This window comes from Rhodococcus sp. NPDC059179 (assembly GCF_042754885.1).
Lineage (GTDB): Bacteria > Actinomycetota > Actinomycetes > Mycobacteriales > Mycobacteriaceae > Rhodococcus_G.
In genome coordinates this window covers 64,206-85,736 of record NZ_JBHZBV010000005.1, presented here as the reverse complement: position 1 = coordinate 85,736, position 21,531 = coordinate 64,206, and the positions used below count along the sequence as shown (strand labels likewise).

Annotated in this window: 21 protein-coding genes; 10 read left to right on the top strand and 11 right to left on the bottom strand. The window is 69.9% G+C overall.

The annotated features are described in order from the left end of the window. The first annotated feature begins 126 nt into the window (after positions 1 to 126). Entirely contained in the window at positions 127 to 777 is a 651-nt protein-coding gene (locus ACFXMV_RS12930) for an amino acid-binding protein (protein ID WP_378498207.1), read from the top strand. A gap of 34 nt (positions 778 to 811) precedes the next feature. Here ACFXMV_RS12930 and ACFXMV_RS12925 read toward each other — a convergent pair whose 3' ends face one another. Beyond that, a complete protein-coding gene (locus ACFXMV_RS12925; RefSeq protein WP_378498208.1) occupies positions 812 to 1,300 on the bottom strand; it encodes a GNAT family N-acetyltransferase in 489 nt (162 codons plus the stop codon). A gap of 202 nt (positions 1,301 to 1,502) precedes the next feature. On the opposite strand from ACFXMV_RS12925, the gene ACFXMV_RS12920 reads away from it, so the two are divergent. The 5 genes from ACFXMV_RS12920 (at position 1,503) to ACFXMV_RS12900 (ending at position 5,721) form a co-directional block, all read left to right on the top strand. Continuing rightward, a complete protein-coding gene (locus ACFXMV_RS12920) occupies positions 1,503 to 2,180 on the top strand; it encodes a DUF998 domain-containing protein (protein WP_378498209.1) in 678 nt (225 codons plus the stop codon). A 45-nt stretch (positions 2,181 to 2,225) separates the two neighbouring features. Then, complete coding sequence (locus tag ACFXMV_RS12915; RefSeq protein WP_378498210.1) at positions 2,226 to 2,678, top strand: hypothetical protein; 453 nt, start codon at positions 2,226 to 2,228, stop codon at positions 2,676 to 2,678. Further along, a complete protein-coding gene (locus ACFXMV_RS12910; RefSeq protein WP_378498211.1) occupies positions 2,675 to 3,067 on the top strand; it encodes a YciI family protein in 393 nt (130 codons plus the stop codon). Before ACFXMV_RS12915 ends, ACFXMV_RS12910 begins: the two co-directional genes overlap by 4 nt. A 6-nt stretch (positions 3,068 to 3,073) precedes the next feature. Beyond that, the gene (locus tag ACFXMV_RS12905) at positions 3,074 to 4,324 is read left to right on the top strand and encodes an RNA polymerase sigma factor (RefSeq protein WP_378498212.1); all 1,251 of its coding nucleotides are present in this window, start codon (positions 3,074 to 3,076) and stop codon (positions 4,322 to 4,324) included. Between the two features lie 137 nt (positions 4,325 to 4,461). Further along, positions 4,462 to 5,721, top strand: a complete 1,260-nt coding sequence (locus tag ACFXMV_RS12900; RefSeq protein WP_378498213.1) for a hypothetical protein — start codon at positions 4,462 to 4,464, stop codon at positions 5,719 to 5,721. Between the two features lie 119 nt (positions 5,722 to 5,840). Here ACFXMV_RS12900 and ligA read toward each other — a convergent pair whose 3' ends face one another. After that, positions 5,841 to 7,925: an NAD-dependent DNA ligase LigA gene (gene ligA / locus ACFXMV_RS12895; protein WP_378503303.1), complete on the bottom strand. Its 2,085-nt coding sequence runs from the start codon at positions 7,923 to 7,925 to the stop codon at positions 5,841 to 5,843. Positions 7,926 to 8,085: 160 nt separating this feature from the next. On the opposite strand from ligA, the gene ACFXMV_RS12890 reads away from it, so the two are divergent. After that, positions 8,086 to 9,201, top strand: a complete 1,116-nt coding sequence (locus tag ACFXMV_RS12890) for a protein-glutamine glutaminase family protein (RefSeq protein WP_378498214.1) — start codon at positions 8,086 to 8,088, stop codon at positions 9,199 to 9,201. Here ACFXMV_RS12890 and ACFXMV_RS12885 read toward each other — a convergent pair. The 7 genes from ACFXMV_RS12885 to ACFXMV_RS12855 all read right to left on the bottom strand — a co-directional run bounded on the left by ACFXMV_RS12885 (position 9,198) and on the right by ACFXMV_RS12855 (position 16,237). Then, positions 9,198 to 10,220, bottom strand: a complete 1,023-nt coding sequence (locus tag ACFXMV_RS12885) for a methionine synthase (protein ID WP_378498215.1) — start codon at positions 10,218 to 10,220, stop codon at positions 9,198 to 9,200. The genes ACFXMV_RS12890 and ACFXMV_RS12885 overlap by 4 nt on opposite strands. Then, a complete protein-coding gene (gene mnmA / locus ACFXMV_RS12880) occupies positions 10,217 to 11,305 on the bottom strand; it encodes a tRNA 2-thiouridine(34) synthase MnmA (protein WP_378498216.1) in 1,089 nt (362 codons plus the stop codon). Before mnmA ends, ACFXMV_RS12885 begins: the two co-directional genes overlap by 4 nt. Continuing rightward, positions 11,305 to 12,564, bottom strand: coding sequence for a cysteine desulfurase family protein (locus ACFXMV_RS12875; protein WP_378503282.1), 1,260 nt, complete (start codon positions 12,562 to 12,564; stop codon positions 11,305 to 11,307). Before ACFXMV_RS12875 ends, mnmA begins: the two co-directional genes overlap by 1 nt. Positions 12,565 to 12,627: 63 nt before the next feature. Then, entirely contained in the window at positions 12,628 to 13,476 is an 849-nt protein-coding gene (locus ACFXMV_RS12870; protein WP_378498223.1) for a lysophospholipid acyltransferase family protein, read from the bottom strand. An 11-nt stretch (positions 13,477 to 13,487) separates the two neighbouring features. Then, complete coding sequence (locus tag ACFXMV_RS12865) at positions 13,488 to 14,300, bottom strand: GNAT family N-acetyltransferase (protein ID WP_378498218.1); 813 nt, start codon at positions 14,298 to 14,300, stop codon at positions 13,488 to 13,490. Positions 14,301 to 14,435: 135 nt separating this feature from the next. Continuing rightward, positions 14,436 to 15,392, bottom strand: a complete 957-nt coding sequence (locus ACFXMV_RS12860; RefSeq protein WP_378498219.1) for an electron transfer flavoprotein subunit alpha/FixB family protein — start codon at positions 15,390 to 15,392, stop codon at positions 14,436 to 14,438. 44 nt (positions 15,393 to 15,436) lie between these two features. Then, on the bottom strand, positions 15,437 to 16,237 hold the full coding sequence (locus tag ACFXMV_RS12855; RefSeq protein WP_378498220.1) for an electron transfer flavoprotein subunit beta/FixA family protein: 801 nt from the start codon (positions 16,235 to 16,237) through the stop codon (positions 15,437 to 15,439). A gap of 274 nt (positions 16,238 to 16,511) precedes the next feature. Between ACFXMV_RS12855 and ACFXMV_RS12850 the strand changes: the two genes are divergently transcribed. From ACFXMV_RS12850 to ACFXMV_RS12840, 3 genes are read left to right on the top strand one after another with little or no spacing between them, the layout of a single operon-like run. Then, the gene (locus ACFXMV_RS12850) at positions 16,512 to 17,321 is read left to right on the top strand and encodes a class I SAM-dependent methyltransferase (RefSeq protein ID WP_378498224.1); all 810 of its coding nucleotides are present in this window, start codon (positions 16,512 to 16,514) and stop codon (positions 17,319 to 17,321) included. A 32-nt stretch (positions 17,322 to 17,353) separates the two neighbouring features. Then, the gene (locus tag ACFXMV_RS12845; protein WP_378503302.1) at positions 17,354 to 18,883 is read left to right on the top strand and encodes a 1,4-alpha-glucan branching protein domain-containing protein; all 1,530 of its coding nucleotides are present in this window, start codon (positions 17,354 to 17,356) and stop codon (positions 18,881 to 18,883) included. Next, positions 18,880 to 20,124 carry a glycosyltransferase family 4 protein gene (locus ACFXMV_RS12840; protein WP_378502278.1) on the top strand — a complete coding sequence of 415 codons (1,245 nt, stop codon included), beginning with the start codon at positions 18,880 to 18,882 and terminating at the stop codon, positions 20,122 to 20,124. Before ACFXMV_RS12845 ends, ACFXMV_RS12840 begins: the two co-directional genes overlap by 4 nt. A gap of 60 nt (positions 20,125 to 20,184) precedes the next feature. On the opposite strand, the gene ACFXMV_RS12835 is transcribed toward ACFXMV_RS12840, so the two are convergent. Beyond that, entirely contained in the window at positions 20,185 to 20,928 is a 744-nt protein-coding gene (locus ACFXMV_RS12835; RefSeq protein ID WP_378501705.1) for an acyltransferase, read from the bottom strand. Positions 20,929 to 20,944: 16 nt separating this feature from the next. Next, a complete protein-coding gene (locus tag ACFXMV_RS12830; RefSeq protein WP_378501704.1) occupies positions 20,945 to 21,196 on the bottom strand; it encodes a hypothetical protein in 252 nt (83 codons plus the stop codon). Positions 21,197 to 21,531: the final 335 nt, after the last annotated feature.

The following is a 21,531-nucleotide window of genomic DNA, read 5'->3' as shown; positions in this document are numbered from 1 at the left end:
TGGGAGTCCGCGGCGCACGGGCGAATTCGCGGACACGTCCGGGCGGCGCACAGACCGCCGTCGGTGCAAGGATGGGGTCACGGCGAACCCCCAGTTCCCCGACCACCCGCCACCGAAGGAACACCCGTGTCGTATCTCCTGCGTGTCCAGCTCCCCGATCGCCCAGGAAGCCTGGGCTCGCTGGCCGTCGCACTGGGCTCGGTCGGGGCCGACATCCTGTCCCTCGACGTGGTCGAGCGGGGCGCCGGGTACGCCGTGGACGATCTCGTCGTCGACGTGGCGCACGGCTCGCTGCCGGACACCCTCCTCACCGCGGCGGAGCAACTGGCGGGCGTCCGCGTCGACTCGATCCGGCCGTACACCGGAATCCTCGACACACACCGCGAACTCGAGCTGATCGACCAGGTCGCCACCGCAACCGACGACCGGCTCCAGGTCCTCGTCGAGGGTGCCCCCCGCGTGCTGCGGGTCGGCTGGGCGACGGTGATCGGCATCGGCTCACACGGGACATTCCGAGTGGTCGGCAGCTCGGGAGCACCCGAAACCCACGCTGGGGAGGCCCCCTGGATGCCGCTCGCGAAGCCGACCGCCCTCGACGGGGAGGCCGACTGGGTGCCGACGGTGTGGAAGGACATGAACACCACGCTCGCGGCGGCGCCGCTCGGGCACTCCGGCCAGGCGCTGCTGCTCGGCCGCCCGGGTGGACCGGAGTTCCGGCCGTCCGAGGTCGCGCGGCTCGGTTACCTGGCAGGCATCGTGGCGACGGTGCTGGGTTAGCTCACTGCCGGGGCAGCCCGGCCGGACAGGTGACTCAGACGAACTCGCGCACCAGCACGGTGAGCGGGACACCGGGCACCGGTTCCCAGTCACGCTGCGGCGCAGGGACGAAGTCGTTGCGGTCGTAGATCCGGCGGGCGTCGACCATGTCCGCCTCTGTCGAGATCACCACGCGCTCGAGCCCGCGGTCGTAGGCCGCGTCCAGTACGTGCTTCACCAGCGCCGAGCCGACGCCCTTGCCGCGTGCGGCGGGTGAGACCGCCAGCATCCGGAACTCCAGCTCGCCCGGCTCCGCGACGTCGGCGAAGGGGGTCCCGGGCTCCGCGATCGTGAGCGAACCGACGATCTCGTCACCGGCCACGGCCACCACGACCTCGGCCTGCTCGGCGCGGGTCGCGGTATCGCGCAGGCGGGCCACGTACGCGCTCGTATCCGAAACGAATCCACCGTCCACGTACACATCGACGGTCAGGTCGCCGACGGTGTCGTAGTCGGCGGGCGTTGCGGGGCGAATCTCGATCATGGGGTCACTATCGCAGGAGTTCGGTGAGTTCCCGTCACGCGCGCGGGCCGATTGTGAACAACCTCACCCGCTCGGCGCCCCAGGCGTGAGGCGCCCGAGCAGGCCTTTTGCCCGCAGAAAATTCTTCGCCCTCTCGTGTCGAAGCCCGTCGTTCGGCTCCGAGGTAGCCGTGAAGGACCAACTACGACGAGAGGACGAAGCGATGACCACCATCGATCGCACAACGGCTGCCGGGCACTCCGTCGCCGGCCGGACCGCCACGACACGGCGCCTGCTGGCCTGCGGGGTGGCCGCGGGCCCGACCTACCTCGCGGTCTCGGCCGCGCAGGTGGTGACCCGCGACGGGTTCGACCTGACCCGCCATCCGCTCAGCCTGCTGAGCCTGGGCAGCGGAGGATGGCTGCAGATCGCGAATTTCGTCATCTCCGGAGTGCTGTTCGTCGCGGGCGCCGTCGGGATGAGGCGGGCGATCACCACCGGCATCGGCCGGACGTGGGCGCCGAGGCTGATCGGGTTCTTCGGGTTCAGTTCGGTGTGGGCAGGAGTGTTCGTGGCCGACCCGATGGACGGATTCCCCGCCACCACAGCCGGGACGTCCGACCCGACGATGCACGGCATTCTCCACAGCATCGCCCCGGTGTTCGCGTTCCTCGCGCTGATAGCCGCGTGCATCGTGCTGGCGCGCCGGTACTTCCGCGCGGGCCGACGCGGGTGGGGCATCTACAGCGCGATCGTGGGCGTCGCACTGCTGGCACCCGACCTGCTGATGGGTCGCGACGGATTCACCCTCGCTCTCGCAGCGGCCGCGGTCGTCGGCTGGACCTGGGTCTCGGCTGTGGCTGCGGACCTGTTGCGCACCACCGGCTACCAACTCTCCTGAACTTCTCGACGAGCGTTCCGAAGAACAATCGAAAGGACATCAATGATGAGCGAGCAAGAGATGACCCAGCAGGTGCAGGCCCCCTCGGCGGAACTCGAGCGCCTCGGCCGGCTCGTGGGTACCTGGGACGTCACCGGAGGAGCAGAAGGAACCGTCACCTACTCATGGATGGAGGGCCGCTACTTCCTGATCCAGCAGGTCGAGCTCGAACAGTTCGGCGAGTCGATCACCGGCACGGAATTCATCGGCAACCTCCGCCCCTTCGGTGAGGAACCGGGCGCAGACGTCGCGTCCCGGTTCTACGACAGTCAGGGCAACACCCTGGACTACGTCTACGAACTCGCCGGCGACACGTTGACGATTTGGGGCGGAGCGAAGGGCTCGCCCGCATACTTCCGTGGGACCTTCGATGAGGACGACACCGTCCTCGACGGTGAATGGGTCTATCCGGGAGGCGGCGGCTACCCGTCGACGATGACCAGGACAGCGCAGCGATGAAGACCGAGGGAGGACACCCGATGAAGTACATGCTGCTGGCGTACACCAATCAGGCGGACTGGGACGCGGTGGACGTCACGAGTCCGGAGTTCCGGGCGATGTGCGCGTTCTACGAGAACCTCGAGCGCGAGCTCACCGACTCCGGCGAACTGGTCATGACACAGGGACTCTCGGATCCGTCGCTGACCACGACCGTACGCAAGGTGGGCGGGACGCCGATCGCCTCGGACGGTCCGTACGCCGAGGCCAAGGAGGTACTCGCCAGCTTCTCCATCATCGAATGCGCGACGCACGATCGCGCACTCGCCATCACCGCACGGATCGTCGAGGCGGTCGGCGACACCGTCGAACTACGACCGGTGATGGAAGGCGACCCCGCCGACGTCTGAAAGACCATGGACGAAGTCACCTTCGGGCACCTGCTGCGCGATCTCGCGCGGCAGGTGCTGGGCGCGCTGGTGCGACGCTACGGCCACTTCGACATGGCCGAGGACGCCGTGCAGGAGGCACTGCTCGCGGCGGCGCTGCAGTGGCCGCACGAGGGCGTGCCAGCCGATCCCCGGTCCTGGCTGATCCGGGTCGCGTCGAGGCGCATGATCGATCAGCTTCGCAGCGAGCAGGCCCGCCGGCGCCGCGAGGACAGCGCGGTCGCGCGAATCCCCTCGGACGAACTGCTCGCGCCACCGGCCGACATCGGCCCATCGGGCCGCGAAGACGACTCGTTGTCGCTGCTGATCATGTGCTGCCACCCCGCGTTGAGCGGCGCGTCACAGGTCGCGCTCACCCTGCGCGCGGTGGGCGGGCTGACCACCGCCGAGATCGCCACGGCACTGCTCACACCGGAATCGACAATCGGCCAACGCATCAGCCGAGCCAAGGCCCAGATCAAGCGTTCCGGCACCGCCTTCCAGCTGCCACCGGAAGACGAGAGGGCGGAGCGACTCGACGCCGTCCTCCATGTGCTGTACCTGATCTTCAACGAGGGGTACACCAGTTCCTCGGGCCCGAACCTGCATCGCGTGGAACTGTCGGCCGAGGCCATCCGCCTCACCCGCCTGCTCCGAGCCGCAGTCCCCGAAAACGGTGAGGTGGCTGGCCTTCTCGCGCTCATGCTGCTCACCGATGCGCGCAGGCCGGCGCGCAGCACCGCCGACGGACTGCTGATCCCGATGGCCGAGCAGGACCGCGGCCTGTGGAACCGCGACGCGATCGACGAGGGCATCGACGCCGTCACCGGCGCGATGGCGCGAACGGCACTGGGCCCCTACCAACTCCAGGCCGCCATCGCCGCGCTGCATGCCGAGGCGCCCACCGCCGAAACCACCGACTGGATGCAGATACTCGGCCTCTACACCCTGCTCGAGACGATGACCGACAATCCCGCGGTGACGCTCAATCGTGCCGTGGCGACGGCGATGGTCTACGGGCCCCGGGCTGGACTGAGGCTGCTGGACACCCTGGACGACGAGCCGCGGCTCGCTCGTTCGCACCGCCCCGACGCGGTCCGCGCCCATCTGCTCGAGCTGACCGGCGACCTCGACGAGGCCGCGGTGCTCTACCGATCCGCCGCCCGCAAGACCACGAGCATCCCCGAACGGGACTATCTGCGGGCGCGGGCGGCCCGACTCGGCTCCGCCGCAGGCTGACTCGGGAAAGGTGACGAAGACGGCGCGCGCCCGCCACGACCTCGGGCAGCGAGGGGCTCCGACCTGCGGAATCGAGCTCCGAGCTGCTGCGTCGATGCTAGCCTGGATCAACGGGGCGACCGGAGAGGCGCTTGTCGATGAATGGACACATTCGGAGATCGGCCACGGTGGCGCTGGCGTTGGCCGCCGCTGCGATTTTTGTCGCACCGCCGCAGGCGCACGGCTTCGCCGAAGACATCTGCTACACCGTGGGCGGCGCCCCGCCGCACAGCTGTGCGCCCTTGCCGCCCTCGTGTCCGCCCGACGACCCGAACGGGCCGATCTGCGGACTCGAGGCGTTCGTGCGTTACGGCTACACGTTGCGTCAACCGCTCGGCGGGCGCAGCCTCGTGCACGCCGACTCCACCTACATCATCGCCCGCGCCGTCGGCTTCTCGGTGAGGGACGCGTATTGGATCGCGGCGTACGACGAAGCGACAGACCTGGGCATCTTCGCGGCACGGGACATGAACGGCCAACTCGTCGCCGACGCCGACGCATCGACGACCAAGGACATCAGCGGCCTCGTGCGCACGCATTTCGCCACCGGCGGGTTCCTCTATCACTTCCTGCCGACGATGCGGGGACCGCTCGATCCCCAACCCAACGGGTTGCGACCCGATGTCGACGATCCCGCGCACGAGGTGATGCTCACGCACGTGCGGCGGTGGGCGATGGCCGGGCCTGGCAGCAGCGCCCCGCTGTGCACCGGGGGCTTCACCAATCTCTCGGCCAACGGCGACTATGCCACTGGCACATCGTGTTACGGGGACAGTCAGCCCGCGCAGATCAACGGCGTGTACAGCGTGCAGACCCCGATCTCCATCCCGTTCAACAACGTCACCGGAGAGCAGGTCATCTCCGACCAGGTTCGGTCGTCGCAATTCGACTCCTGGATCGGTGACGATTCCTGGAATGCGCGGATCGGCATCTACATCCATGCACTCGGCGATCGCATCTCGCACCATGTCTGCACCGACGCAGGCACGATCACCCCACCGCTGCCGGACCGGCCGGAGTTTCGCATCGATCTGAACAAACCCACCTGTGACCAGGGCCCGCACGCGGTCCGCCACGAGTACGAGACCGGTGTGGATTTCGGCGGGCTCGAGTCGGAGGACCAGACCACCGAGGCGGCGCTGTCGATGGTCTACGACGAACTGGTCGAGTTCGCACGAACCCGCGGGACCCTCGATGCCAAGGCCACCATGCCGGCGACCAAGAGCGCACTCCTGCAGGGCGGGCTGCTGCCTGCGTTGGAGGTGAGGAATCCGGTGGAGCGACTGGAAGCAGTCACCGACGTCGGTTGCCGGTTCGGTGTTCCGGCGTTTCCTGGCAGTCCTGCGTGCCGGGGCTGATCAGCGCGTCCGGTAGTGCAGGAACACCGTCCCGCCTCTGAACCGGCGCTCGCCCGGATCGCACTGGCCGCCGATCGAGAGGTCGCGCTCCGAGGTCGCCGGACGCGGACCGACGGGTGTCAGTCGCCCGAGTCGTCGCCGCCTGCCTGCGTCACCGCGTCCGGCCCGCCCTCGAGCAGCAGCCGGAAGCCGTCCTCGTCGAGGATCGGCACGCCGAGCTGCTCGGCCTTGTCCGCTTTCGACCCCGGCGCATCGCCGATCACCACGAAAGCGGTCTTCTTCGACACCGAACCCGCCGCCTTGCCGCCGCGGAGCAGGATGGCCTCCTTCGCGCCGTCCCTGCTGAACCCGACCAACGAGCCGGTCACCACGATCGACAGGCCCTCCAGGTTCCGCTCGATCGACTCGTCGCGGGCGTCTTCCATCGACACCCCGGCCGCGCGCCACTTCTCGACGATCTCTCGATGCCAGTCAACCGCAAACCATTCGACGACCGCGGCGGCGATGGTTCCGCCCACCCCGTCCACGGCGGCCAGTTCCTCCATCGACGCGTTCATGATCCGCTCGAGGCTGCCGAACTCCGAGGCCAGCGCCCTGGCCGCGGTGGGACCGACATGCCGGATGGACAGCGCCACCAGCACCCGCCACAGCGGCTTGTCCTTGGCCGAGTGCAGGTTGTCGAGCAACCGGCGCCCGTTCGCGGACAGCGCGCCCGCCTTGGTGGTGAACAGCGAGGTCTTCATCAGGTCCTCGGCGGTGAGCGAGAACAGGTCGCCCTCGTCGGTGATGACGCCGGACTTGAGCAGCTCCGTCGCCGCCTCGTAGCCGAGCACCTCGATGTCGAACGCTCCGCGGCCCGACACGTGAAAGACCCTCTCCCGCAACTGCGCCGGGCAGGAACGCTGGTTCGGGCAGCGGATGTCCGCGTCGCCCTCCTTCGCGGGCGCCAGCTCGGTGCCGCACTCGGGGCAGTGCGTCGGCATCACGAACTCCCGCTCGTCGCCGATCCGCACGTCCACCACCGGGCCGAGCACCTCCGGGATCACCTCGCCAGCCTTGCGGATGGTGACCATGTCGCCGATCAGCACGCCCTTGCGCTTGACCTCCGACCCGTTGTGCAGCGTCGCGAGCGACACGGTCGAGCCGGCCACCGTCACCGGCTCCATGTAGGCGAACGGGGTGACCCGGCCGGTGCGGCCGACGCTGACCCGGATGTCGAGCAGTCGGGTGGTGGCCTCCTCCGGCGGGTACTTGTACGCGATTGCCCACCGCGGGGCGCGGGAGGTGGAGCCGAGCCGCCGATGCAGCGCCATCTCGTCGACCTTGACCACCAGGCCGTCGATCTCATGCTCCACGTCGTGGCGGTGCTCGTCCCAGTAGGCGACCCTCGCGACCACCTCGTCGACGCCCCGCACCCGCGAGGTGTGCGTCGACACCGGCAGACCCCAGGCCGCCAGGGCGGTGTACGCGTCGTGCTGGGAGGCAGGCGCGAAGCCCTCGATCCGGCCGAGCCCGTGGCAGATCATGCCGAGCCGCCGCTTGGACGTGACCGCCGGGTTCTTCTGCCGCAGCGACCCGGCCGCCGAGTTGCGGGGATTGGCGAACGGGGCCTTGCCCTCCGCGACCAGGGACGCGTTGAGTGCCTCGAAGTCCTCGAGCCGGAAGAACACCTCGCCGCGGACCTCGAGCAGCGACGGGATCGGGAACTCCTCGCTCGGCGTCAGCACGTGCGGGATCTCATCGATCGTGCGCGCGTTGAGGGTGACGTCCTCGCCGGTGCGGCCGTCGCCGCGGGTGGCGCCGCGCACCAGCCTGCCGTTCTCGTACACCAGGTTCAGCGCGACACCATCGATCTTCACCTCGCACAGGTAGTGCAGATTCTCCCCGGCGTCCGCCTCCACCTTCCTCACCCAGGTGCGCAGCTCGTCCTCGTCGAAGACGTTGTCCAGGCTCAGCATTCGCTCGAGGTGATCGACCGCGGTGAACTCGGTGGCGAAGCCGCCGCCGACCAGTTGGGTAGGCGAGTCGGGGGTGCGCAGGTCGGGGTGACGCTCCTCGAGCGCGATCAACCGGTTCAGCAGGACGTCGAACTCGCCGTCGGAGACGATCGGTGAGTCCCGCACGTAGTAGCGGAACTGGTGCTCGCGCACCTCCTCCGCGAGCCGCTGCCACTCGTCGCGTTCGTCGCCGGTGGCCGCCGACACTGCTGTTTCCGAACCCTGGGCTGCGTTCTCGTCCACGTCGGAAGGCTATCGCAGCGGACAGACAACAGTGCCCGCCGAGCAGGAGCTGGGCGATAGGCCAAGCTAGGCATGAGTGGGTAAACTACGACCGAGGGTCAGCCCCAGGTACTGGAGGCCTGCGATGACGAACCCGCTTGCGGTTGTCTCGACGATCATGGGCATCGAGCCCCCGCCCGATCAAATCTCCGCCAAAGAGCCGGCGCACGTGATCGACGTGGAGTTGGAGCGCGGCCGCCACGTGGTTCTGGAACCGGCCGATCCGCGATCTGCCGGATTTGCGCGAGTCCTCGACGGACTCCGAACGCTGAGATTGCCTGCCTACCTCGAGATCGACCCGGCGACATCGGCGATCACGCGGCTGCTGATCCCACATGCCACCCGGGTCATCGGGATTCGGCCCATCACCGTCGGGATTTTGAGCGTCGAACTATGGCCTTCACACGGACAGCACCTGCTGCGACGCGAGGAACCCGGCTTTGTCGAGCTCGAGGGCCGACTCCGGGACGCAGTGGGCAGCGGAGAGCCGCTGATTGTCACCGAGAACGATGCCCACGAGATCATCGACGTTCGTGCCTACACCCCCGATCCGAATGCGCCGCCGCTACCGCCTCTTCCGAAACCCGAACTCCCGCGACCACGGCCCTTGGGCCGGATACTGGAGCTGCTGAGGCGCCTGTGGATCTGGCGCGCCCTCTGGTTGTGGTTTCGCTCCGTTTCCGAGGACCGGGCGCAACAGGCGTTCGACGCGGTGAGTGCGACGAGCTGCGATCCGGTCACCGCTCCCCAACCATGTATCCCATTCTTGTATCCCGACAATGGCTGTTGGGCGCGCGCTCATGAAATGTGCCGGCTCATGATCGGCTCGGGACTGCGGCCGGCGAAGGTATGGAGCCAAGGTGCGCTGTGGGTCAGCACAAAGAACCATCCCGATTGCATGGTCATGTGGCCATGGCATGTCGCACCGACCTTGCACGTTCGCGGGCCTGGCTTCCTCGAGGTGCGCGACATGGTGATCGATCCGTCACTCTTCGAGGAGCCGGTGTCCACGGAGACGTGGAAGGGCGTGCAGGGCGACCCGAATGCCACTCTGACCGCCACTGATGCCTCGATCTACCTCCGGGACAGTATGACTGATCCGAGCTACACGCAGACAAACTTAGTCCTGGCCATGTACCGACTCGAACTGCTGAATCGGGTCACAATGTCCGGCCCGCCGCCGTATTCGAACTGCGCCTAGTCGAACTCGGCACCGTCGGCGAAGGCCCTGGACAGCTCCGCGGCGCGACGCAGCGCCACCCGGGCCCACTCCGGGCTGGCGCCCGCGAGACCGCATCGCGGCGTCACGATCACCTGCGAGGCGAGGACCGACCGCGGGAACCCCAGCCGGTCAACGAGTTTCACCGCGGGCTCGGCCAGCTCCCGCCAGCCGGGTGCGAGTGAGGAGTCGAGAGCGGGCACCAGCCCGAGCGCCAGCGAGACGCCGTCCTCGATCAGGTCGCCGACCCCGTCGAGGTCCGCCGCAGTCAGCTCGCCGAGGTCGAGACCGACCATCGCGGCCCCACTGCGACGCAGCAGTCCCAGCGGCAGCCCGGCCGCGCAGGAGTGCACCAGCACCGGCGACTCGAGCCGGTCGATCACGGACGCCAGGACGGCGAGCGCCTCCGGTTCGGGCATCGCACGCGGGGTCTGCAGGATCGAGACCCCGGCCAGCGACCCGGCGAGCACCGCGGGCAGCCCGGGCTCGTCGAGCTGCACGACGACCGGCGAGCCGAGCCTGCGGGCGACCTCGGCGGCGTGCACGCTCACCCCCTCCGCCAGGGATTCGGCGAGGTCGCGCATGGCGCCCGGGTCGGTGAGCACGCGGTGCCCGCCGAACAGTTCGACCTGCGCGGCCAGTGTCAGCGGACCAACGGACTGGACCTTCACCGGCTGATCGGTGCCGCGGCGGCCCGCGACCTCCCAGGCCTCCTCGAGCGCGTCCAGATCGCGCCGGAGCAGGTCCCTGGCCCGCCGCGTCACCGCGCCCACGCGCTGCGCGAGCCGGTAGGCGGTGGTGGAGGTGTCCAGCGGCAGGTCGACGAGCAGCGCGGCCGCGCGACCGATCATGTCCGCGCCGACCCCGCGGTCGGGCAGCTCCACCAGGTGCGGCAGTGCGGGCAGCTCACCCACGACGACCGCGGCGGCCTCCCGCGGATCGGTTCCAGGCCAGGAGCCGACACCGGTTGCCGTCCCGACCGGTATGGACGGCGCCGTCACCGACGGTCCGAGCCGGTGCCTGCGATGGTGCCGCTCCCGAGGACCTCGTCGCCCGCGGCGTCGGGCCGGTACAGCACGACGGCCTGCCCCCTGGCCACGCCGGTCAGCGGTTCACGCAGTTGCACGTCCAAGCCGCCGTCGACCGGCACGACCACGGCCTCGGCCAGGCCGCCGTGCGCCCGGACCTGCACCACGCACTCGATCGGTCCCTGCGGCGCGACGCCGGAGGTCCAGATCGCGCGGTCGGCCGCGATCGACCACACCTGCAGGCGTTCCGCCGAACCGACAATGACGGTGCCGGTCTCGGGTTCGATTGCGGTGACATAGCGCGGCTTGCCGTCAATGGCCGGGCCCTGCACGCCCAGCCCCTTGCGCTGGCCGATGGTGAAGCCGTGCACGCCCTCGTGATCGGCGAGCACCTCTCCGGAATCCGCGTCGACGACCTTGCCTGGCCGGACACCGATCTTCGCGCCGAGGAAGGCCCGGGTGTCGCCGGACGGGATGAAGCAGATGTCGTGGCTGTCGGGCTTGTCCGCGACCGCGAGCCCGCGCTCGGCGGCCTCGGCCCGGATCTGCGGCTTCGCGGTGTCGCCGACCGGGAACATCGCCCGGGACAACTGCTCGGCGGTGAGCACGCCGAGGACGTAGGACTGGTCCTTGTCGGCATCGACCGCGCGGCGCAGGACCCCGTCCTCCAGGCGCGCGTAGTGCCCGGTCGCGACGGCGTCGAACCCGAGCGCGATCGCGCGGTCCGCGAGTGCGGCGAACTTGATCTTCTCGTTGCAGCGCAGGCACGGGTTCGGCGTCTCGCCCGCCGCGTAGGACTCGATGAAGTCCTCGATCACGTCTTCCTTGAAGCGGTCCGCGAAATCCCAGACATAGAACGGGATCCCGAGGATGTCGGCGGCGCGACGCGCGTCCCCGGCGTCCTCCTTGGAGCAGCAGCCGCGCGATCCGGTCCGCAGGGTCCCCGGCGCCGTGGACAGCGCCAGGTGCACGCCGACCACCTCGTGGCCTGCCGCGACCGCACGGGCCGCCGCCACCGCGGAGTCCACTCCGCCACTCATCGCCGCGAGCACCCGCATCAGCGCGCTCCTCCCCTGGCTCCGACTCCTGCCAGTCCGGCCATCCTTGCCCGCTCGACCACCTGCGGCAGCGCCGCGACAAGGGCATCCACGTCGGCGTCGGTCGAGGCGTGGCCGAGCGAGAACCGCAGCGAACCGCGCGCGATCGTCGGGTCGACGCCCATCGCGATGAGCACGTGGCTGGCACTGGCCACCCCGGCGGTGCACGCCGATCCGGTCGAGCATTCGATCCCCGCCGCGTCGAGCAGCATCAGCAGCGAGTCACCCTCGCAGCCGGGGAAGGTGAAGTGTGCGTTGCCAGGCAGCCGCTGATCGCCGACCGGACCGTTCAGCACCGCGTTTGGCACGGCGGCGCTCACCCCGGCGACCAGCCGGTCGCGCAGGCGAATCAGTTCGGCGGCGCGAGAATCCATGTCCGACACCGTCTTCCGCAGCGCGGTTGCCATCGACACCACCGCAGCGGTGTCCAGGGTCCCCGCCCGCAGGTCGCGCTCGTGGCCGCCGCCGTGCAGCAGCGGCACACACGGCACCTGGCGGCCGAGCAGCAACGCCCCGGTGCCCTGCGGTCCGCCGAACTTGTGCGCGGCGATACTGAGTGCGGAGAGCCCACTCGCGGCGAAATCCACCGGCAGCTGTGCAACGGCCTGCACCGCGTCGCTGTGGATCGGGACACCGAAATCGGTTGCGACCGAAGCGAGCTCGGCGATCGACATGATCGACCCGACCTCGTTGTTTGCCCACATGACGGTGACGAGCGCGACGTCGTCGGCACCCGCGGCCAGCTCGACGCGCAGCGCCTCGGGGTCGATGCGGCACTGCGAGTCCACCGGCAGCCAGGTCACCTCGGCGCCCTCGTGCTCCACCAGCCACTCGACCGCGTCGAGCACGGCGTGGTGCTCGACGGCGGCCGCGATGATCCTGCGACGCCGCGGATCGGCGTCGCGACGGGCCCAGTAGATGCCCTTGACGGCCAGGTTGTCGCTCTCGGTGCCACCGGAGGTGAAGATGACCTCCGAAGGCCGGGCGCCCAGATCGGTCGCGATGGACTCCCGTGCCTCCTCCACCCGGCGGCGGGCGCCGCGACCCGAGCCGTGTAGCGACGACGCGTTGCCCACCGTCGCGAGGACCGCGGTCATCGACGCGATGGCCTCGGGCAGCATCGGGGTGGTCGCGGCGTGATCGAGGTAAACCGGGGAGGGCACGGCGGACCGCAGGGCGACGTCACTGCGGTCGGAGGAGCTCGGGTGGGGCGATGTCATGACCTGACCAGGATAGCCCGTCGCCCGACGGGGCCACGACCGCGACTGTGCTGGTAGGCCCGCTCACGCCGCGGCGGCCTGACGCTCTTCCCTGCCGTCCAGGATGTCCTGCACGGTCAGGTCCGCGCCGAGGACCGCGCGCGCCGCACGCTCGGAGCGCGCCGCCAGCTCCCTGCGGTCGTCGCCTGGCTCCTGCAGCGGCGCGAGCATCACCTCCGCCTCGAGCCTGCGCAGCGCGACCGTCCGGCGCAGCGACGCCGCCAGGGTCTGATCGCCGACGAAGCAGGCTGTGGTGTCCAGCCGCCCGTCCGGCGAGCAATACCTGATCCCCACCGGCTGCACCAGCGCACCGGCGTCGACCGCCGACTGGAACAGCGCCGGGCGGAAGCTGCCGTAGGCGCGTCCGCACCAGGTGGTGCCCTCCGGGAAGGCCACCACCCTGCCGCCTGCCCGCAGCCGCTCGGCTGCCTCGTCGACCGCGCCCGGCAGCTCGGCCAGCCGCGACCGGTCGATCGGGATGATCCGCATCCGCCGGGCCAGGGTCCCGAGCAGCGGCCAGTCCAGCAGGTCGGCCCTGGCCACGAAGTCGGCGGGCCCGAGCGCACTGAGCACCAGCACGTCCGCCCAGGAGACGTGACCGGCCACCACCAGCACTCCCCGCTCCCCTGGATCGACGTCGAGGCCGCTCTCGTCACGCACGCGCAGCCGCACCCCCAGCCCGCGCAGCACCGCCCGCGAGTAGCCGCGCCGCAGCGGGCGCCGCCATGGCCCCGGCAGGACCCCGCCCGCCAGCAGCACGGGCAGCGAGAGCGCCATCGCCGTGAGCATCGCGCACCGCACGGCGACCCGGACCACTCCGGCCCGCTCCGTCCCGGCGGGCAGGCAGCCGTCCCCGCAGGGGCTCGACGGCATCCAGTCGTGCGTCACCGGACGATCACCGGGACGGCCGCGGCGGCCGACCGCAACCGGCTCAGATACCGCTCGTCGGCCTCTGCCATGCCGAGCAGCGCCACGAAGTCGGCGACCCCGAAGTCGGGGTCGTACGCGGGTTCCCCGCAGATCGAGGCGCCCAGGCGCAGATAGCCGCGCAGCAGCGGCGGCAGCAGGGCGCGGGCAGGCGCCGCGATCTCGTCCAGACCCGGCACCGGCCGCAACGGGCGCACCCGGCGGTCCGGCGCGGTGGCGTGCTCGGCCAGCAGCCGGTCGCGGACCCCGCGCACGTTGGCTCCTGGCACGTCGCTCGGCCGCGACTGCATCGGCACCGACACGCAGCCCATGGCCCAGCGGTGGCCGGTGAGCTCGAGGTAGTTGAGGATGCCCGCCCACATCAGCCCGAGTACCGACCCGGAGCGGTGGTCGGGGTGCACGCAGGCCCGGCCCATCTCGACCAGCTGCGGCCGCAGCGGGTCCAGCGCGGTGACGTCGAACTCGGTGGCCGTGTAGAGCCCGCCCGCGGCGATGGCGGCGTCGGGGGTCAGCATCCGGTAGCAGCCGACCACCTCGTCGGCCAGCTCGTCGCGGACCAGCAGGTGGTCGCAGTGCTCGTCGAAGCGGTCGGCGTCGAGTCCGTCGGAGACGCCGCTGACCGCGCCCTCGAAGCCCGGCTCGGCGGCGAACACCCGGTACCGCAGCCGCTGCGCCGCCTCCCGGTGCTCGCGGTCCGAGGACAGCAGCAGGCTGTACCTCGGGATGACGGTGACGCTGGAGTCGCGGGTGAGGACCGGCGTTGTGGTCATGCCGGAAGCGTCGACGGCGCGGGCGGCGACCGGGCGACGGCGCGGTGTCGTGTCGAGGGCAGGTCGGTGAACGTCCGGAAATGACGGCGGCCCCGCTCCCAATCGGGAGCGGGGCCGTCGAACTGAAGCGCGAAATCAGCCCTTGTGAGCCTTGACCGCCTCGGTGAGCTGCGGTGCGACGTTGAACAGGTCGCCAACGACGCCGTAGTCCGCGATCTCGAAGATCGGGGCCTCTTCGTCCTTGTTGACGGCGACGATGGTCTTCGACGTCTGCATGCCTGCGCGGTGCTGGATGGCGCCGGAGATGCCGAGCGCGATGTACAGCTGCGGGGAGACCGTCTTACCGGTCTGACCGACCTGGAACTGGCCCGGGTAGTAGCCCGAGTCCACCGCGGCACGCGAGGCGCCGACGGCGGCACCGAGCGAGTCGGCGAGCTCCTCGACCACGCTGAACTTGTCGGCGCTGCCGACGCCACGGCCACCGGAGACCACGACGGAGGCCTCGGTGAGCTCGGGGCGGTCGCCACCGACGATCGGGTTGCGCGAGGTCACCTTGACCGCGCTCTCGTCCTGAGCAGGCACCTCGACGGCGACCTGCTCGGCGGCACCGGCCTGCGGCTGGGCCTCGATGGCACCCGGGCGAACCGAGATGACCGGGACCTCGCCGTTGGCCTTGGCCTCGACGGTGAACGCGCCACCGAAGATGGAGTGCACGCCGGTGCCGTCGGCCTTGAGGTCGATGACGTCGGTGAGCAGGCCGGAGCCGATCCGCGCGGCAAGGCGTCCGGAGACCTCTTTGCCCTCGGTGGTGGCGGCGGTGATCACGGCGGCCGGGCTCGCGGATTCGACCAGCGAGGCGAGCACGTCGACCTTCGGGGTGATCAGGTAGCCGTCGATGTCATCGGACTCGGCGACGTAGATCTTCGCGGCGCCTGCCGCGGCCAGGGCCTCGGCGAGCTTGGCCGCGGTTCCGGCCGGGCCTGCCACGACGGCGGCCGGCTCACCGAGCGCGCGCGCTGCGGTGATGAGCTCGGTGCTGACCTTCTTGAGCGCACCCTCGGCGTGCTCGACGAGCACAAGTACTTCTGCCATTGCTTACTTCTCCTACGTGTGGGTCTGCTGGTTGAGGGGCGCGATCAGATGATCTTCTGGCCGACGAGGTAGGCGGCGATCTTGCTGCCGCCGTCGCCCTCGTCGGTGACGCGCTCGCCAGCGGTACGCGGGGGCTTGGGGGTGGACGCGGTGACGGTGGTGCCCGCGTTCGCGACGCCAACGGTCTCCGGGTCGACGCCGAGGTCGGCGAGGGTGAGGACCGAGACTTCCTTCTTCTTCGCGGCCATGATGCCCTTGAAGGACGGGAAGCGCGGCTCGTTGATCTTCTCGGTGACCGAGACGATGGCGGGCAGCGTGGCCTCGAGGCCGAAGATGCCCTCGTCGGTCTCGCGCTCGCCGGTGATCTTGCCGTCGGCGACGGTGAGCTTGCGCAGCTGGGTGAGCTGCGGGATGCCGAGGTACTCCGCGATGATCGCCGGAACGGCGCCGACGCGGCCGTCGGTCGCCTCGTTGCCCGCGATGATCAGGTCGGCAGGCTCCTCGTTCTCAAAGCCGATCTGGCCGAGCGCGGCGGCCAGGGTCCAGCCGGTCTGGATGGCATCGGAGCCGTGCAGGGCCGGGTCGTTGATGTGAACGGCCTTGTCGGCACCCATGGACAGCGCCTTGCGGATGGCGTCGGTGGCGCGGTCCGGGCCAGCGGACAGCACGGTCACCTCGCCGCCCTGGGCCTCCTTGATGAGCAGGGCCTCCTCGACCGCGCGCTCGTTGATCTCGTCGAGCACGGCGTCCGCGGCCTCGCGGTCCAGCGTGAAGTCACCATCGGTGAGCTTGCGCTCGGACCAGGTGTCAGGGACCTGCTTGATCAAAACGACGATGTTCGTCATGGGTCTTCGTCGACCTCCTGTGTATTTCTGCCTGATGATCGTGAGCAGCTCCACATCGAGGAGGAGCGCTCGGGTAACCGTCTCGTTCGCACGTCGGGTGTGCGTCACGTTACCCCATGTTAAGTTACCCACGGGTAACTTGGGTCGGAAACCTCGTCCACCATAACGGCCAGGAGGATCATTCATGCCTGTGATGTGGACCACCCCGACCAGTTCTGACACCGGGGGCACTAACCTCGCACCGGTGAGCGATTCATCTGTCTCGACCCCGGCCATGTCCGTCGACGCCGATCCCACCGCGACGGCGACCGACGCGACCCTGCCGCCGAGCGAAGCGACCCTGCCCCTGACCGGTGAGCGCACCGTCCCGGGCGTGCCCGAGGAGAACTACTGGTTCCGCCGCCACGAGGTGGTGTACCGGCAGCTGCTCGAGCGCTGCGCAGGCCGCGTCGTGCTCGAGGCCGGATCAGGAGAAGGCTACGGCGCCAACATGATCGCCGACGTCGCCGAGAAGGTCATCGGTCTCGACTACGACACCTCCGCGGTCGAGCACGTGCGCGCCCGCTACCCGCGCATCGACATGCGCCAGGGCAACCTCGCCGATCTGCCGCTCGAGGACGCGAGCGTCGGGATCGTCGTCAACTTCCAGGTGATCGAGCACCTGTGGGACCAGGCCCAGTTCCTGGCCGAGTGCTTCCGGGTGCTCACCCCTGGCGGCGAGCTGTTGATCAGCACCCCGAACCGGATCACCTTCTCCCCCGGCCGCGACACCCCGCTCAACCCGTTCCACACCCGCGAACTCAACGCCGCCGAGATGACCGAGCTCCTCGAGGAGGCCGGCTTCGTCGTCGATCTGATGACCGGCGTGCACCACGGCCCCCGCCTGCGTGAGCTCGATGCCAAGCACGGCGGCTCCTTCATCGACGCCCAGATCGACCGCGCGCTGGCAGGCGAACCGTGGCCTGCGGACCTGGTTGCCGACGTGGAGGCCATCACCGTCGACGACTTCGCGATCGCCGAGCCCGACATCGACGCCAGCCTCGACCTGGTCGCCATCGCGCGGAAGCCCGCGGTGCCGCGGTGAGCAAACCGACAGGAGCTGCGCAGGAACCGGGCATGTTCAGCCTGGTCCTGCACTCACATCTGCCGTGGTTGGCCAACCACGGCCGGTGGCCCGTCGGCGAGGAATGGCTCTACCAGTCCTGGGCGGCCACCTACCTGCCGGTGGCCCGCGTCCTGCGCACGCTCGCGGCGGAGGGCCGCACCCGGCTGCTCACCCTCGGCATCACCCCGGTGCTGGCGGCCCAGCTCGACGACCCGCACTGCCTGGCGGGCATGCACCACTGGCTGGGCAACTGGCAGTTGCGCGCCCACGAGGCCGCGGGCATGCGCGATCAGGCGCACCGCGACCTCGGTGCCCGCGAGCACCGCCTGGCGGCGGAGGCGCTGACGGACTTCGAGGAACGCTGGGCACACGGCGGCTCGCCGGTGCTGCGCGGGCTCGTCGACGCCGACGCCATCGAACTCCTCGGCGGACCGCTGGCCCATCCGTTCCAGCCGTTGCTTCATCCGCGGCTGCGCTCGTTCCAGCTCAGCGAGGGCCTCGCCGACGCCCAGTCGCGTTGGGGTACAAAGCCTTCCGGAATCTGGGCACCCGAATGCGGCTACACACCCGGGATGGAGCGGGAGTACGCGGCCGCGGGCGTGCAGCACTTCATGGTCGACGGCCCGTCGCTGCGCGGGGACACCTCCCTCGGCCGCCCGGTCCGCGAGTCCGATGTGGTGGCCTTCGGCCGGGACCTGCAGGTCTCGTACCGGGTGTGGTCACCGAAGTCCGGCTACCCGGGCGACGGCGCCTACCGCGACTTCCACACCTACGACCACGACACCGGGCTCAAGCCGGCCCGGGTCACCGGCCGCACCGTCGACTCGAAGGACAAGGCGCCCTACGACCCCGCGCTCGCGGCCGCCGCCATCGACCGGCACGTCGCGGACTTCGTCGACACCGTGAAGGCGCGGATGCGCTCGGAGAGCGAACGCATCGGCAGGCCCGCTCTCGTGGTCGCCGCGTTCGACACCGAACTGTTCGGGCACTGGTGGTTCGAGGGACCGCAGTGGTTGGAAAAGGTCCTGCGCGCCCTGCCCGAGGCAGGCATCCCGGTCGGCACCCTCGCCGACGCCAGGGCGGCCGGCTTCGTCGGCGAACCCGTCGACCTCACCGATTCCTCCTGGGGCAGCGGCAAGGACTGGCGGGTGTGGGCGGGCGATCAGGTCGCCGATCTGGTCCAGCTCAACACCGAGGTGGTGCAGACGGCGCTGGACGCGGTGGACAAGGCGCGCGGCGCGCACCGCGCCCCCGGCCGTCCGGAACTGCGCGATCGGGTCAACGACCAGATCCTGCGCGAGGCCATCATGACCGTGCAGAGCGACTGGGCGTTCATGGTGAGCAAGGACTCCGCCGCCGGGTATGCCCGCGACCGCGCGCACCTGCACGCCCACGCCACCCGCGAGATCGCCGGCGCCGTCGCCGCCGGCCAGCACGACCGGGCGCGGCGACTGGCCGACGGCTGGAACCAGGCCGACGGGTTGTTCCCCTCTCTCGACGCCCGGCGGCTCCCCGACGACGTGATCGGCGGTCCCGCATGAAGGTCCTGATGGTGTCCTGGGAGTACCCGCCGGTGGTGGTCGGCGGCCTCGGCAGACACGTGCATCACCTGGCCACCGAGATGGTGGAGGCCGGCCACGAGGTGGTCGTGCTCTCCCGCCGCCCGACCGGCACCGACGCGTCGACCCACCCGACCATCACCCACATCTCCGAGGGCGTCCTGGTGGTCGCGGTGGCCGAGGACCCGGCGCATTTCGTGTTCGGCGAGGACATGCTGGCCTGGACCCTGGCGATGGGCCACGCGATGGTGCGCGCTGGCGTCGCGCTCGGCAAGCCGGGACTCGGCGAGGGCTGGCAGCCCGACGTCGTGCACGCGCACGACTGGCTGGTCGCGCACCCGGCGATCGCGCTGGCCGAGTACTTCGACGTGCCGCTGGTCTCGACGCTGCACGCCACCGAGGCAGGCAGGCACAGCGGCTGGATCTCCGGGACGATCAACCGCCAGGTGCACTCGGTGGAGTGGTGGCTGGCCAACGAGTCCGACGCGATCATCACCTGCTCGGCGTCGATGGAGGACGAGGTCACCGAGCTGTACGGCCCGCAGCTGCCGCCGATCACGGTGATCCGCAACGGGATCGACGTCACCACCTGGAACTACCGGCAGCGCGCGCCGCGCTCCGGCCCGCCGCGGCTGCTGTTCGTCGGCCGGCTCGAGTATGAGAAGGGCGTGCAGGACATCATCGCCGCCCTGCCGCGGATCCGTCGCAGCCACCCTGGCACCACCCTGGCCGTCGCGGGCGAGGGCACCCAGTTCGAGTGGCTGCAACAGGAGGCGCGCACCAACCGGGTCCTGCGCTCGGTGACCTTCCTGGGCAACCTCGACCACGTCGAGCTGCTGGGCTGGTTGCACGCGGCGGACGCGATCGTGCTGCCGAGCCGGTACGAGCCGTTCGGCATCATCGCGCTCGAGGCGGCGGCCGCGGGCACACCGCTGGTCACCTCCACCGCGGGTGGGCTCGGCGAGGCCGTCGTGGACGGCGTCACCGGAATGTCCTTCCTGCCCGGCGACGTCGAGGGCCTGACGTCGGCGGTGCGCGAGGTGCTCGACGACCCGGTGGCGGCGCAGCGGCGGGCCGATGCGGCCCGCGAACGGCTCACCGCCGACTTCGACTGGAACCGGGTCGCGGTGGACACCGCGCAGGTCTATCTGAGTGCCAAGCGACGGGTCCGACACCCGTTGGCGCGCCCCGACATCCCCCAGCGGCCACTGCCCGGCCGGTAGGCGGCTCCGCCGCCCGTGAGTCCTTCTGGCCCCGTGGTGGACCAGAAGGACTCACGGGTGCTACGCGCCTGCGGCGGCCTTCTTGCGCTCGATGTCCTCGAGGGCGGCGATGTACTTGGCCCGCTCGGCCGCGCCGGCCTCCCAGGCTTCCTTGCGGTTCTTGACGACCTTCACCGGCGCCCCGACCGCGATGCTGTAGTCCGGGATCTCGCCCTTGACCACCGCGTGCGCGCCGAGCACGCAGCCACGGCCGACCTTCGTGTTGCGCAGCACAGTCACCTTGGCCGCGACCCAGGTGTCCGGGCCGATCCGCACCGGGCCCTTGACGATGCCCTGATCCTTGATCGGGACGTTGACGTCGTCCATCCGGTGGTCGAAGTCGCAGATGTAGCACCAGTCGGCGACCAGGGTGGAGGCGCCGATCTCGATGTCGAGGTACGTGTTGACGACGTTGTCCTTGCCGAAGACGACCTTGTCGCCGATGCGCAGGGATCCCTCGTGGCAGCGGATCGCGTTGCCGTCGCCGATGTGCACCCAGCGCCCGATCTCGAGCCGCGACAGGTCGGGCGTCGAGTGGATCTCGACGTTCTTGCCGAGGAAGACCATGCCGCGCAGGATCACGTGCGGGTTCGCGAGCTTGAACTTGGCCAGCCGGTAATAGCGAACGAGGTACCAGGGCGTGTACGCCTTGTTCGCGAGCACCCATCGCAGCGAGTCGCGGGTCAGAAACTTCGCCTGCTCGCTATCGGTCCGGCGTGATCCCCGCCACCTCGTGCGCAACGGTGCGCCCCACATGCTGGTCATGGCATGCAGCCTACGGTCAGCGAATGTGGACCCCGCGACGGCCCACGGCGCCGTCCCCGCGGAGCCAGCCGCCACCGCCAAGCAGCGCCGCGACCAGCGCTGCCGTCACCGCGACCACGATGACCGCGAGCACGGAGGCCGTCATCACGCCGATCAGGGTTGCGGCGCCGACGATCAGGCCGACGACGATGACCACACCGGCTTGCGGCGTCCCGAGCAGGTGATTGTCGTTGGCGTCAACCCGCGGCGATCGCCGCGGTGCGCTCAAATCTCCGCCCCCTGGCCGTTCCATGTCGCCATTCAAACACAATTGCGACGACAATTGGAAGGTTTCAACCGCTAACAATCGTAATTCGATACACAATGCACCGAAATAACGGGCCAATCACATGGGGCTCCGGACCTGCTCTGTCCCATCGCAATTTAATTCTCACTACCGCTCAGTAAATTGAATGATGGACCAGTCCAATTCCCTTCTCCCGCCCCGTGCGGGGATCACCCGACTCGGCGTCGCCGCGGCCAACGGATACTCGATCCGCATTCGGCGACGGGGCGGGTTCACACCCCACCGAGCCCGGCCGGATAGTCTGCACCGAGCGAAAT

Coding starts and splice junctions, on each gene's coding strand:
- ACFXMV_RS12925 (WP_378498208.1), bottom strand. CDS start 1,300: ATGATCGAGATTCGCCCCGCAACGCCCGCCGACTACGACACCGTCGGC.
- ACFXMV_RS12920 (WP_378498209.1), top strand. CDS start 1,503: ATGACCACCATCGATCGCACAACGGCTGCCGGGCACTCCGTCGCCGGC.
- ACFXMV_RS12915 (WP_378498210.1), top strand. CDS start 2,226: ATGAGCGAGCAAGAGATGACCCAGCAGGTGCAGGCCCCCTCGGCGGAA.
- ACFXMV_RS12910 (WP_378498211.1), top strand. CDS start 2,675: ATGAAGACCGAGGGAGGACACCCGATGAAGTACATGCTGCTGGCGTAC.
- ACFXMV_RS12905 (WP_378498212.1), top strand. CDS start 3,074: ATGGACGAAGTCACCTTCGGGCACCTGCTGCGCGATCTCGCGCGGCAG.
- ACFXMV_RS12900 (WP_378498213.1), top strand. CDS start 4,462: ATGAATGGACACATTCGGAGATCGGCCACGGTGGCGCTGGCGTTGGCC.
- ACFXMV_RS12890 (WP_378498214.1), top strand. CDS start 8,086: ATGACGAACCCGCTTGCGGTTGTCTCGACGATCATGGGCATCGAGCCC.
- mnmA (WP_378498216.1), bottom strand. CDS start 11,305: ATGCGGGTGCTCGCGGCGATGAGTGGCGGAGTGGACTCCGCGGTGGCG.
- ACFXMV_RS12875 (WP_378503282.1), bottom strand. CDS start 12,564: ATGACATCGCCCCACCCGAGCTCCTCCGACCGCAGTGACGTCGCCCTG.
- ACFXMV_RS12870 (WP_378498223.1), bottom strand. CDS start 13,476: ATGCCGTCGAGCCCCTGCGGGGACGGCTGCCTGCCCGCCGGGACGGAG.
- ACFXMV_RS12865 (WP_378498218.1), bottom strand. CDS start 14,300: ATGACCACAACGCCGGTCCTCACCCGCGACTCCAGCGTCACCGTCATC.
- ACFXMV_RS12860 (WP_378498219.1), bottom strand. CDS start 15,392: ATGGCAGAAGTACTTGTGCTCGTCGAGCACGCCGAGGGTGCGCTCAAG.
- ACFXMV_RS12855 (WP_378498220.1), bottom strand. CDS start 16,237: ATGACGAACATCGTCGTTTTGATCAAGCAGGTCCCTGACACCTGGTCC.
- ACFXMV_RS12850 (WP_378498224.1), top strand. CDS start 16,512: ATGTCCGTCGACGCCGATCCCACCGCGACGGCGACCGACGCGACCCTG.
- ACFXMV_RS12845 (WP_378503302.1), top strand. CDS start 17,354: ATGTTCAGCCTGGTCCTGCACTCACATCTGCCGTGGTTGGCCAACCAC.
- ACFXMV_RS12840 (WP_378502278.1), top strand. CDS start 18,880: ATGAAGGTCCTGATGGTGTCCTGGGAGTACCCGCCGGTGGTGGTCGGC.
- ACFXMV_RS12835 (WP_378501705.1), bottom strand. CDS start 20,928: ATGACCAGCATGTGGGGCGCACCGTTGCGCACGAGGTGGCGGGGATCA.